Here is a 12,625-nt window from a genome sequence, read left to right as displayed (position 1 = left end):
ATTTGTATCGGGTTGGAGCACCATGAATAAAAATAAAGTTAGTGATGATTTTTTTAAAAATGCCATCCTCAAAGGTAATTTAGGTCTTTTTGATAAGTTTGATTTATCCGTTATCGAGAGAAACATTGGTAATAATGCTTTTTTCGAAATATCAAAAGATTCTGAACAGTATAAAATTAATGAACGAATAACCAAATTTGTACTATCACGCCAGCCGATCAATTCGGCTGCATACGGCTTCATTAAAGGTAAATCATATTACGATTTTCTTAAGCCTCATATTACCGGATATTATTTCCTTCGATTAGATATTAAAAATTTTTTCCACTCTATCCCTGTAAGAGAAGTAAACTCCCTTCTCGAAGGCCTATTTAACTCATCAAAGGAAGGTAAATTATATTCGGCTCTTGATTTAGCAAAAATGACTCTCTTGCATACGGTCAGTAAAGATTTTTCTGATTCGTCACTGAGAGGGGATTATGTTCTCCCGATAGGATTCCCTTCATCACCTGCGATATCAAACATTATATTTCGAAGGGTTGATATTTTGATTCAAAAATATTGCGATGATAAAAATATAATTTATAGTAGATACGCTGATGACTTACTTTTTTCTTCTGCAAACAGTAATTTCATCCATTCAGAGCAATTTGAAAAAGAAATATCAATTTTTATTTCAACTTTATCATTAACTCTCAAGAAATCAAAAAGAAAAGCTTGTGAAAACACTATTTCATTAAATGGCTATGTTATCCAAAATACGAGGCCAAAAAAAACATTATTCAGTAACATATTTAGAGAAAACTCTACAGGTGCAATCAGATTATCAAATAAAAAATTACAAACCTTAAAGAAAGTTCTACGTTCACTTTTTAAGGGTAAATCGGCTATTTATATTATGGAGACTTTTTTCGGTCTAAACTATTCTAAATTCAAAAACAAATTCAATAGCGATTATCGGTTCTATAATAAATATGCCACTGACCAATTACAAAATAAATTAAGAGGTTATCGCTCATATCTTGTTTCGCTAATAAAATATAACGAATCATATAATTGCGTTGACCAAAACTGCCTCAAAACAGTTAAGTCACTTGCCAAAGACTTAGAAAAATACATTGTATAATCACATTTAATGAATCAATAGGCATTTTTGTAATGCTCATTGATTCATATACGGCTATTTGATACTTTATGACACCTCCCCATTCATGCTTTTTTTATTTCACAGTGGGCATGATGGCTCACTATTTAAAGCAGCCTTACCTATCAAATAATTATTAGTATGATATTAAAAAGCATATACTTTACCGCCACTATAATTCGAAAAATTTCTCATATAAAGCTTTCCTTAAGTATGTGTCTCTCCTGCTCCGATTCACAAGATTGTAACAACCCACTCATAAATACAATAAAAAGATCATTCCATCTCTGTCTTTCTCTCGCCTTATGCCAATCCTCAAACAAAACTTTTTCCACAGAGATCCAGATAACTTCTGCACGGGTTGTATTCAATAGTTCCTTGAATATTTCGTCAGAAACAGTAAGAACATGTGAATAAATTTTATTATCAATAGTCCAGAAAGGTTCCGGTTCGATAAAGTCAACCAATGAAGTAAAAGCCAGTCCACGGACCTGTGCAGCCTCCATTGTGCTGCTGACCTTATGACGATCACGCCATGTTCTTAAATCACCTAAAAGATAATTTACTCGTTGATTCCTTGCTTTGCTGTCTTCTGCCTGGTATTGGATATAAGCAGGGCCATTACCAGTCTGGCGATAACGAGCCAATGTTTTGACACTTACACCAAGATAAAGGGCCGAAACCTCAGCACTCAGGGTTGCATCATCTGGCATACTACCAAATAGCCGCCATACTTCGGCATACTCCCTTAAAGTATCGATTGCACTCATTCCCTGTTCCCCTATTTTGTTGGCAATGGTTGATATTTCGCCGAAGCCAGAAGTGTATTATACAACTCTGGTGCAGTCATAAGCATATGGAGCTCAATACTTTGAAGTGCCTCATAAATTCGGTCATTATCAGGCATTGCATACCGTTCAGTAGGATCAGTTGTATTGCGATGGTTGAGCAACCTTTTCACCACACTATATGAAGTGAGTCCTTCTGCAACACGACCAAAGGTTCTTCGCAGGTCGTGCATTCCCAACTTCCCTATTCCGGCTTCCTGGCAGATATACTCGCGTAGGCTTTTGCTGTCTGAATAGTGCCCAACTTTGCTTCGCGACGACCGGGCAGGAAAAACCCATTTGCGTTTATCTGCTCGCTTTTCAGTCTCGTTGACTAAATCTCTTCGGTCTTCAAGAATTCGCTTCGTAGCATCACAAATTGGAAGTTCATGGTCGTTGCGGTTTTTAGTGTCGTAAAATCGAATTATCCTATTTTCAAGATCAACATAGCTGGTCGTTCTGGCTTCTTCTTCTGTCAGAGCCTCTCGCCAGCACAATGAAGCTGTTTCTTCTTTCCTGGCTCCTGTCAGAACAGTCAGCAAAAGATAATCGCATCCCAGGCGGTTGAAGCTTCTCTTGTAGTGCAATGCCGTTAAAAATCGCCCCAAGGTGTCCTTTGGCGACAGTGGGTTTCGTACACCTTTTGTGCGATAGCTTTCTTCAAGCTGTGAACGGGTTCTGAATTTTTTCTGAATCGTCAGAATTGAAAAGGGGTTGTAGCTTAGTGTCGGTTGTCGTTGTTGTGTCTGGGCATTTCCCGCTTCGATCTCAATCGCATGTCTTACCGCCACATTCACCCAGCGAAAAGTCTGCTCTGCCGCAGTTCTGGCTCTTGAAGCGATCTCATCAAACTTGCGCAATATCTCGTTGCCTGTCAGATCTTTTACTCTAAGATTTTCCCACTCTTTCAGGCGGTTTTCGGCTTTGTTCAGCACATTTAATGTGTTGGGCTTTGCCGGTTTCGATCTGCCCATAAGATGACTTCTGTATTGCGCAAAAACTTCACTGATCGTTAGCTCAGAAGCCTCTGCTTCTCGCTTTACTGCATTCGGATTTCGTCTGGTCAACTTCATAGTTTCAACGAATTTGCGAGCAGCATCGCGTGCCTGATCAATGTTGGCAAAATCTGAAACATTACCAATCGTAGATCTGATAACCTGTTTCGGTGCCTTGCCACCCGTTGAGGGTCGCTTGTCTGCTGATGCCACCCGTCGTTGAATGATATAGGTTTTTTTGGTGGCACTGATTTTGACACCGAAACCTACGGGTGAATCCCTGTGGTTGTCAGTGATAATATACGGCTTTCGTTCAGGATTGGGTAAGTAGACTACTCGCCCTTGCTGGTCGAGATCTGGTTTCACGTCGATAGATAACTTATTGATTATAATCGACTGAGTAAGTGTCATTTTCATAAATGTATACCAGCAACTCAGAGTGTATACCCGATACTAACCGGTATACTTCTGGTATACAAATTTATCGATTTATATGGGTTTAAAGCGGTTTCACATGGGGCCACATGGGTAACCGCAAGACTTAAAAAATGAGTAAAATCAATATGCAAGAGTCTATCGACAAGGATCTCTCAGACCATACGCCAATGATGCAGCAGTACCTGCGCCTCAAGGCCCAGCATCCTGAAATCCTGCTGTTCTACCGCATGGGCGACTTCTACGAGCTGTTTTACGACGACGCCAAGCGCGCTTCCCAACTGCTGGATATCTCGCTGACCAAGCGCGGCGCCTCGGCGGGTGAACCCATCCCGATGGCCGGCGTGCCGCACCACGCGGTGGAGAACTACCTGGCCAAGCTGGTGCAGCTCGGCGAGTCCGTCGCCATATGCGAGCAGATCGGCGATCCGGCCACCAGCAAAGGGCCGGTCGAGCGCAAAGTGGTGCGTATCGTCACCCCAGGCACCATCACCGACGAAGCGTTACTGCAAGAGCGCCAGGACAACCTGCTGGCGGCGATCTGGCAGGACGCGCGCGGCTTCGGCTACGCCACGCTGGACGTCAGCTCCGGCCGCTTCCGCGTCGCCGAGCCGCAGGATCTGGAAACCATGGCTGCCGAGCTGCAGCGCACCAATCCGGCCGAGCTGCTCTACCCGGAAACCTTCGAACAAATGACGCTGATCGAACAGCGCCACGGCCTGCGCCGCCGCCCACTGTGGGAATTCGAGCTTGAGACCGCGCGTCAGCAGCTCAACCTGCAATTCGGTACCCGCGACTTGACCGGTTTCGGCGTCGAGCAGGCTCACCAGGCGCTGCGCGCCGCCGGCTGCCTGTTGCAGTACGTCAAAGATACCCAGCGCACTTCGCTGCCGCACATTCGCGGCCTCACCATGGAGCGCCAGCAGGACGGCATCATCATGGACGCCGCGACCCGTCGCAATCTGGAGCTGACGCAAAGTCTGTCCGGCGGCAGCGACAACACGCTGGCGGCGATCCTCGATCGCACGGTCACGCCGATGGGCAGCCGCATGCTGAAACGCTGGCTGCACATGCCGACCCGCGATATCAAGGTTCTCACCGCTCGCCAACAGGCGATCGGCGCATTGCAGGAGCTGTTCGCCGATCTGCAGCCTTCGCTGCGCCAGGTGGGCGATCAGGAGCGAATTTTGGCGCGCCTGGCGCTACGCACCGCGCGGCCGCGCGATCTGGCGCGCATGCGTCATGCTTTCCAGCAGCTGCCGGACATCCGCGCACTGCTGCAAGACGTGGACACCCCGCACGTGCAGCAGCTGCTGTCACAGGTAGGCCAGTTCGACGAGCTGCGTGAGCTGCTGGAACGCGCGGTCATTGAATCGCCGCCGGTGCTGGTACGCGACGGCGGCGTGATCGCCCCCGGTTACAACAGCGAACTGGACGAGTGGCGCGCACTGGCCGACGGCGCCAGCGACTACCTCGACCGGCTGGAGATCCGCGAGCGTGAAAAGCTGGGGCTGGATACGCTCAAGGTCGGTTTTAACGGCGTACACGGCTACTACATTCAGGTCAGCCGCGGCCAAAGCCACCTGGTGCCGATCCACTATGTGCGCCGTCAGACGCTGAAAAACGCCGAGCGCTACATCATCCCGGAATTGAAAGAGTACGAAGACAAAGTGCTGACCTCCAAGGGTAAGGCGCTGGCGATCGAGAAAAGCCTGTACGACGAGCTGTTCGATCTGCTGCTGCCGCACCTCGCGGAGCTGCAGCAAAGCGCCGCCGCACTGGCCGAGCTGGACGTGCTGGCCAACCTGGCCGAGCGCGCCGATACGCTAAACTACGCTTGCCCGACCATGAGCGAGCAGCCGGGGATCCGCATTACCGAAGGCCGCCACCCGGTGGTGGAGCAGGTGCTGAGCGAGCCGTTTATCTCCAACCCGCTCACCCTGTCGCCACAGCGCCGTATGCTGATCATCACCGGCCCGAACATGGGTGGTAAAAGCACCTATATGCGGCAAACGGCGCTGATTGTGCTGATGGCGCACATCGGCAGCTACGTGCCGGCCACCAAGGCCACCATCGGCCCGGTGGATCGCATCTTCACTCGAGTCGGCGCGGCGGACGATCTGGCTTCCGGCCGCTCCACCTTCATGGTGGAGATGACCGAAACCGCCAACATTCTGCACAACGCCACCGAGCACAGCCTGGTGTTGATGGATGAAATCGGCCGCGGCACCTCCACCTACGACGGCCTGTCGCTGGCCTGGGCCTGCGCCGAAAACCTGGCCAACCGCATCAAGGCGATGACGCTGTTCGCCACCCACTACTTCGAGCTGACGACCTTGCCGGAGAAAGTGGAAGGCGTGGTCAACGTGCATCTGGACGCGCTCGAACATGGCGATACCATCGCCTTCATGCACAGCGTACAGGACGGTGCCGCCAGCAAAAGCTATGGCCTGGCGGTCGCCGCGCTGGCCGGCGTGCCGCGCGACGTCATCAAGCGCGCCCGTCAGAAGCTGCGCGAGCTGGAGTCTATCTCCAGCCACACCGCCTCGGGCAGCGTCGATGCTACCCAGATGACGCTGCTGCAGGAAGAAACCTCGCCGGCGGTAGAAGCCCTGGAGGGGCTTGATCCGGATTCCCTGTCGCCACGCCAGGCGCTGGAATGGATCTACCGGCTGAAAAATATGGTGTAACCTGGCGCCAAACGCGGGCATAAAAAAACGGTGAGCATCATGCTCACCGTTTTTATTTGATGCGGTTCAACAACCGGCGTTATTCGCGGAACAGCGCCTCAATGCTCAGGCCCTGCATCTGCAGAATCTCACGCAGACGGCGCAGACCTTCAACCTGAATCTGACGGACGCGCTCGCGCGTCAGGCCAATCTCCCGGCCTACGTCTTCCAGCGTCGCCGCTTCATAGCCCAGCAGGCCGAAACGACGCGCCAACACTTCACGCTGTTTGGCGTTCAGTTCGAACAGCCATTTGACGATGCTTTGCTTCATATCGTCGTCTTGCGTGGTGTCTTCAGGCCCGTTGTCCTTTTCGTCGGCCAGAATGTCCAGCAGCGCTTTCTCAGAATCCCCGCCCAGCGGCGTATCCACCGAGGTGATGCGCTCATTCAGGCGCAGCATGCGGCTGACGTCATCCACCGGCTTGTCGAGTTGCTCGGCAATTTCTTCAGCGCTCGGTTCATGATCCAGCTTGTGGGAAAGCTCGCGCGCGGTGCGCAGATAAACATTCAGTTCTTTGACGATATGGATAGGCAAACGAATGGTACGGGTTTGGTTCATGATCGCCCGTTCAATCGTCTGACGGATCCACCAGGTTGCGTAAGTGGAGAAGCGGAAACCGCGTTCCGGGTCGAATTTTTCCACTGCCCGAATCAGACCGAGGTTACCCTCTTCGATCAAATCCAGCAGCGCCAGACCGCGGTTGCTGTAGCGGCGGGCGATTTTCACCACCAGCCGCAGGTTGCTTTCAATCATGCGTCGGCGGGACGGCACGTCACCGCGCAGAGCACGCCGCGCAAAATAGACTTCTTCCTCTGCTGTCAGCAGAGGTGAATAACCGATCTCACCCAGATAGAGCTGCGTCGCATCCAATACGCGTTGCGTAACGCCTTGAGACAACAGCTCTTCTTCCGCTAAATCGTTCTCGCTGGTCTCTTCTTCTACCAGCGCTTTTTCATCAAACGACTCGGCCTCAGCTCCATTCTCGTCGAAATCCGCATCATCATGTAACTCGTTAACTTTCAGCGTATTTTGGCTCATATGCTGCTCCTACCCGTGATACCGCGAGCAGAATCTCAGCGTATTCTGCCCAATCTATCGCTGCGGAAGATAACGCAGCGGGTTTACGGATTTCCCCTTGTAACGAATTTCAAAATGCAAACGTACTGAACTGGTACCGGTGCTACCCATGGTGGCTATTTTTTGACCCGCCTTCACTTCTTGTTGTTCCCGGACCAGCATTGTGTCGTTATGAGCGTAGGCGCTCAGGTAATCATCATTATGTTTGATGATGATTAGATTACCGTAACCCCGTAAAGCGTTGCCTGCATACACTACGCGGCCATCGGCGGTAGCGAAGATAGGCTGCCCACGGGAACCGGCGATATCGACACCCTTATTCCCACCTTCTGATGAGGAAAAGTTATCAATAACCTTACCGTCAGTCGGCCATCTCCAGGTACTGACCGGAGCGCTGTTGCTGACGGTGCTGCTCACTGGTGGAGCGGCTTCCGGCGCGGTAACAGGCGCAGTCGCGGTCCCAACCGCTGCGGCACCTGCTGCAGGTAACATCTTACCTACATTCTGTTTACCCGAGTTTTCAGAATACGCGTTAGTTGATTGAGAATCAACCGTTGCCGTCTGTATCTGGGAGCTGGAAGGTGGCTTCGGAACGCCGCCTTTGGTCGCGTCTGTCGTCGCCAACATGCCGCCACCGCCGTTAGCAGAACCATTACCAAGCTGAATGGTTTGGCCAACATTCAGGCTGTATGGCTCGGGAATATTGTTGCGCTGCGCCAGGTCGCGGAAATCATTGCCGGTGATCCAGGCGATGTAAAACAGCGTGTCGCCGCGCTTGACCGTATAAGTTTCACCGCCGCTGTAACTCCCTTTAGGAATGGCGGTATAACTGCGATTATAGACAATGCGGCCCTCTGGGCTGGCCTGCTGTACTCCGCCATTATTATTGCCGGATGGAACGGCACCGCCGCCGCCCACGCTGCTGATAGGGGCCGACGTCGAGGCCGTATTCGTACAACCCGCCAACCACAAACTTACCATCGTACACACCGCAACCCGGCGTAACGTAATCATTGGGCTTCCCGTGCTCATGCTTCCCCCATGACAGCAATATCAGTGATATATCCAAAATACCCTTTACATCGTAGCCGAGCTTTTGCCACTTCCCAGTTTCTGCGATGTAAAGGCGCCGCCGGCCGATCCCTGAACGCCAGGTCATCTCGCACCGGAGCATCAAAACGCGCGCCAATGCTAACCACATTGACGTCGCCGCACCATAAGACAACTACGTAGAAAGGCCAATTCTAGTGAAAATTAGCCTGATTGGAACGAGAAAACCTTATCCGGACGTGATGAAAGTGCAACAGATTTTGCCGACGGTCGAAAATTCAGACAATCGCTAGGCCAATTCGCCTTTCACCAGCGGGACAAAGCGCACCGCTTCGACCGCATCGACAACGAAATCGTTGCCATGACGCTGAATGCGTTTGAGGGTTTGAGCCTGCTCGCCCACCGGCAACACCAAAATGCCGCCGTCGTCCAGTTGCTCCACCAGCGCCTGCGGGATCTCCGGCGGTGCGGCCGTGACGATGATCGCATCGAACGGGCCGCGCGACGCCCAGCCCTGCCAGCCGTCGCCGTGGCGGGTGGAAACATTGTGAAGATCGAGCTGCTTCAGCCGGCGCTTGGCCTGCCACTGCAGCCCCTTGATGCGCTCGACGGAACAAACGTGTTGCACCAGATGCGCCAGGATAGCGGTTTGATAACCGGAACCGGTGCCGATCTCCAGCACTCTTGAGGTGGGCTTCAGGTTCAGCAGCTCGGTCATCCGCGCCACCATATAAGGCTGAGAAATGGTCTGACCGGAACCGATCGGCAATGCGGTGTTTTCGTAGGCTTTGTGATCCAGTGCTTCGTCGACAAAACGCTCGCGCGGCACCGCTTCGATCGCCCGTAGCAGCTTTTCGTCCCGGATCCCTTGCTGCCGCAGCTGCGTCAGCAATGTTTGCATGCGCTTGTTCACCATTCCCCGCTAACCTCTGCCTTGGTTAACCATGTTTTCACGACTTCTTGCGCCGCGTAGGCGGTTAAATCCACCTGCAGCGGCGTTATCGCCACATAGCCTTGTTCCACCGCCGCAAAGTCGGTATCCGGCCCGGCATCAAATTTATCACCAGGCGGCCCGATCCAGTAGAGATTTTGTCCGCGCGGATCCTGCTGGCAGAAAACCTTGTCGGCGGGATGGCGGCTGCCGCAGCGGGTAACGCGCAGGCCTTTGATCTCCGCCAGCGGCAGATCCGGTACGTTGATATTCAGGATTTTTCCGGTACGCAACGGTTCGCGCTGCAACGCGCGCAGGATACGGCAGGTAATGACGGCGGCGGTCGCATAGTGCTGGTGGCCGTTCAACGACACCGCCAACGCGGGCAGCCCAAGATGCCGCCCCTCCATCGCCGCCGCGACGGTGCCGGAATAGATGACGTCGTCGCCCAAATTCGGCCCGGCGTTGATGCCGGAGACCACGATATCCGGCGCCGGGCGCATCAAGGCGTTGACGCCAAGGTAGACGCAGTCGGTCGGCGTTCCCTGCAGCATCGCAATATCACCGTTGGCCAGCGTCTGCGTGCGCAGCGGCGACTCCAGCGTCAAGGCATTGGAAGAGCCGCTGCGGTTACGATCCGGCGCCACGACCTGCACCTCGGCGAATTCCCGCAGCGCCGCCGCCAGCACCTGAATGCCCGGAGCGTTGACGCCGTCATCGTTACTCAGCAATATCCGCATTACTGTCATCCTGCTGCATGATCTCGCGAACCACGCTGGTGGCGAAGCTGCCTGCCGGCAGCCAGAAGCGCAGTTCCACAGTAACGTCATCCCACCAGTTCCACAGCATATTTTGCGGCTGCAACAGCAGGGCCCGACGAGCGGGTTCGACACGCTCGCGCTTTAAAAGCGTAAGCAATTCCGGCTGCTCCGCCAAGCATTGTTGTTCAAATGCCAACGCATCGCCGGAAGTACCCGGCTCGCCGTCGCCCGGCAACGTCGCGGTGACAACCAGCTCACCGTCATCCAGCCGTTGTTGCAACGTCTCCAGCTCATCGGCCTTGGCGACGAACCAACTGCCGCGGCCGCTCAGCTGCAAGGCGTCTCCCTCCAGCACGGTGCGCTGCAGGCCGTCGGCCAGGCGCCTGCTCGCGACCTGATTAAACAGTGCGCTGCGGCTGGCGGAAAGGTAGAAACTGCGTTTGCTGCGCTCTTTGACGCGGATTTCGTCGTTCGCCCAGCGGCGCGCCATCACCAGGTTGTTGCCGCCGCGGCCGAAGCGTTGGCTGCCGAAATAGTTTGGCACCCCCTGCGCGGCGATGGCCTGCAGACGGCGCTCAACGTCCTGCCGATCGGAAATCTGGCGCAGCACCAGCGTAAAGTGGTTGCCTTTCAGGTTACCGATGCGCATTTTACGCAGGTGGCGGGCAGACGAGAGCACCTCGCAGCCTTCCAGCGCAAACTGGGAGAAATCCGGCGTGTCCTTGCCCGGCATGTGCAGGCAGAACCACTGTTCGGTCACCGCGTGGCGATCCTTCAAACCGGCATAGCTGACGGAACGGGCATGAATACCGGCGAAACGCGCCAAATAGTCGGCCACGAACTGGGTATTGCAGCCGTTTTTACGGATGTTCACCAACACGTGCTCGCCTTCGCCGTCCGGCGCAAAGCCCAGGTCTTCCACCACCACGAAATCTTCCGGATTGGCTTTCAACACCCCGGTGCTCTGCGGCCGGCCATGCAGCCAGGTCAGATTCGCCATATCCATGCAATTATTCCTTGATCAGCAAGGCGACCGCTTCGCAGGCGATGCCCTCGCCGCGCCCGGTGAAACCGAGCTGCTCGGTGGTGGTGGCCTTCACGTTGACGTCATCCATATGGCACTGCAGATCTTCCGCCAGGAAGACACGCATCTGCGGGATGTGCGGCGCCATTTTCGGCGCCTGGGCGATGATGGTGATATCGAGGTTGCCGAGGCGATACCCTTTGGCGCGGATGCGTTTCCAGGCTTCGCGCAGCAGCTCGCGGCTGTCGGCGCCCTTGAAGGCAGGATCGGTATCGGGGAACAGCTTGCCGATATCACCCAGCGCCGCCGCGCCCAGCAGGGCGTCGGTCGCGGCATGCAGCGCAACGTCACCGTCGGAGTGGGCCAGCAAACCTTTGTCGTAAGGGATGCGAACACCGCCGATCACTAACGGGCCTTCGCCGCCGAATTTATGTACGTCAAAACCGTGACCGATACGCATGGTGCGCTCCTTAATTGTCCAACTGAGTCAAATAGAACGCCGCCAGCGCCAAATCCTCCGGCCGCGTTACTTTAATGTTGTCCGCCCGGCCGGCGACCAGCAGCGGATGATAGCCGCAATGCTCCAGCGCCGAGGCTTCGTCGGTGACGTTCGCGCCTTCATCCAGCGCGCGCTGCAGGCACTGCTTGAGCAGCGGCAGCGGAAACAGCTGCGGCGTCAGCGCATGCCACAGATCCTGCCGTTCGACGGTGTGGGCGATGGTTTCGCGGCCGGGTTCGGCGCGTTTCATGGTGTCGCGCACCGGGGCGGCGAGAATGCCGCCGACCTTGCTGTGTGCGGTGATCGCCAGCAGGCGCTCGAGATCGTCGGCGTGCAGGCAGGGGCGCGCGGCGTCGTGCACCAGCACCCAGTCCGCCTCACCCGCCAGCTTCAGCCCGGCCATCACCGAATCGGCGCGCTGTTTGCCGCCCTCGGTGACGATCACCCGCGGATCCAAGGCGATCGGCAGCTCTTCGAACTGGCGATCTTCGGGGCCGATCGCCACGATCACCCGCTCAATGCGCGGATGGCGCAACAAGGCGTGGATGGCGTGCTCGACGATGCTGTGCCGGCCGATGGTTAAATATTGCTTCGGGCATTCCGCCTGCATGCGGCTGCCGATACCGGCAGCAGGCAGGACGGCAATCACCGAGGGAAAGGTGCCTGCGGAGTGATTCATGCGTTATTTTTGTGCGTTATTTTGCGAGGAAGACGCCGCGTTGCGTCTGGATTGGTCAGGAACCAGACGATAGAAAGTCTCACCAGGCTTGATCATGCCCAGCTCATTACGCGCTCGCTCTTCGATCGCTTCCTGACCGCCGTTCAAATCATCGATTTCGGCAAACAGCTGATCGTTACGCGCTTTCAACTTGGCGTTGCTGCCCTGCTGGACCGCAACGTCTTCATTGACTCGCACGTAATCGTGAATACCATTTTTGCCCAGCCACAGTGAATACTGTAACCAACCGAGCAATGCCAGCAATAGCAGCGTAAGTTTTCCCATCTCCGCCCCCTGAAAAACCGACCAATCATCCCACAACTTCTCGTTGGACTCCACACTGAGAGCGGCATTTCAACGCCAAATTCAGAATACGGATGAAGGATTCCCGAGTTTATCGACTAATTCCACGGCGAAAGCGGCAGAAAAAGCCC

General features: G+C 54.2%; 12 protein-coding genes. 2 read left to right on the top strand and 10 right to left on the bottom strand.

The genetic code is table 11. From position 1 onward, the window contains the following. The first annotated feature begins 22 nt into the window (after positions 1 to 22). A complete protein-coding gene (locus tag ACUTSC_RS16260) occupies positions 23 to 1,126 on the top strand; it encodes a reverse transcriptase family protein (protein WP_445653445.1) in 1,104 nt (367 codons plus the stop codon). Positions 1,127 to 1,335: 209 nt separating this feature from the next. Here the strand turns inward: ACUTSC_RS16260 and ACUTSC_RS16255 are convergent, their stop codons facing one another. Both ACUTSC_RS16255 and ACUTSC_RS16250 read right to left on the bottom strand, forming a co-directional pair. Then, positions 1,336 to 1,914 (bottom strand): hypothetical protein, encoded by a 579-nt coding sequence (locus ACUTSC_RS16255; RefSeq protein WP_445653444.1) that lies wholly within the window; start codon positions 1,912 to 1,914, stop codon positions 1,336 to 1,338. Between the two features lie 11 nt (positions 1,915 to 1,925). Beyond that, positions 1,926 to 3,383, bottom strand: coding sequence for a tyrosine-type recombinase/integrase (locus ACUTSC_RS16250; protein WP_445653443.1), 1,458 nt, complete (start codon positions 3,381 to 3,383; stop codon positions 1,926 to 1,928). A 146-nt stretch (positions 3,384 to 3,529) separates the two neighbouring features. Here ACUTSC_RS16250 and mutS point away from each other — a divergent pair, with 146 nt between their 5' ends. Continuing rightward, positions 3,530 to 6,091: a DNA mismatch repair protein MutS gene (gene mutS, locus ACUTSC_RS16245; RefSeq protein ID WP_445653460.1), complete on the top strand. Its 2,562-nt coding sequence runs from the start codon at positions 3,530 to 3,532 to the stop codon at positions 6,089 to 6,091. 79 nt (positions 6,092 to 6,170) lie between these two features. On the opposite strand, the gene rpoS is transcribed toward mutS, so the two are convergent. The 8 genes from rpoS to ftsB form a co-directional block, all read right to left on the bottom strand. After that, a complete protein-coding gene (rpoS, locus tag ACUTSC_RS16240) occupies positions 6,171 to 7,169 on the bottom strand; it encodes an RNA polymerase sigma factor RpoS (protein WP_004932578.1) in 999 nt (332 codons plus the stop codon). Between the two features lie 54 nt (positions 7,170 to 7,223). Next, positions 7,224 to 8,222, bottom strand: coding sequence for a murein hydrolase activator NlpD (gene nlpD, locus ACUTSC_RS16235; RefSeq protein ID WP_063991367.1), 999 nt, complete (start codon positions 8,220 to 8,222; stop codon positions 7,224 to 7,226). Between the two features lie 325 nt (positions 8,223 to 8,547). Further along, complete coding sequence (locus ACUTSC_RS16230; protein WP_004932585.1) at positions 8,548 to 9,174, bottom strand: protein-L-isoaspartate(D-aspartate) O-methyltransferase; 627 nt, start codon at positions 9,172 to 9,174, stop codon at positions 8,548 to 8,550. Continuing rightward, complete coding sequence (surE, locus tag ACUTSC_RS16225) at positions 9,168 to 9,929, bottom strand: 5'/3'-nucleotidase SurE (protein ID WP_197766955.1); 762 nt, start codon at positions 9,927 to 9,929, stop codon at positions 9,168 to 9,170. Before surE ends, ACUTSC_RS16230 begins: the two co-directional genes overlap by 7 nt. Beyond that, complete coding sequence (gene truD / locus ACUTSC_RS16220; RefSeq protein ID WP_197766956.1) at positions 9,910 to 10,956, bottom strand: tRNA pseudouridine(13) synthase TruD; 1,047 nt, start codon at positions 10,954 to 10,956, stop codon at positions 9,910 to 9,912. The genes surE and truD overlap by 20 nt, the downstream gene beginning before the upstream one ends. Positions 10,957 to 10,960: 4 nt before the next feature. After that, the gene (ispF, locus tag ACUTSC_RS16215) at positions 10,961 to 11,434 is read right to left on the bottom strand and encodes a 2-C-methyl-D-erythritol 2,4-cyclodiphosphate synthase (protein ID WP_004932594.1); all 474 of its coding nucleotides are present in this window, start codon (positions 11,432 to 11,434) and stop codon (positions 10,961 to 10,963) included. Between the two features lie 10 nt (positions 11,435 to 11,444). Further along, positions 11,445 to 12,152, bottom strand: a complete 708-nt coding sequence (gene ispD / locus ACUTSC_RS16210) for a 2-C-methyl-D-erythritol 4-phosphate cytidylyltransferase (protein WP_445653442.1) — start codon at positions 12,150 to 12,152, stop codon at positions 11,445 to 11,447. Positions 12,153 to 12,155: 3 nt separating this feature from the next. Beyond that, on the bottom strand, positions 12,156 to 12,476 hold the full coding sequence (gene ftsB / locus ACUTSC_RS16205) for a cell division protein FtsB (RefSeq protein ID WP_021505314.1): 321 nt from the start codon (positions 12,474 to 12,476) through the stop codon (positions 12,156 to 12,158). Between the last annotated feature and the right edge of the window lie 149 nt (positions 12,477 to 12,625).

The organism is Serratia sp. TSA_105.2 (genome assembly GCF_052692115.1).
Note: the sequence above shows the minus strand (reverse complement) of the source record. Positions and strands in the feature narration are given on the sequence as shown.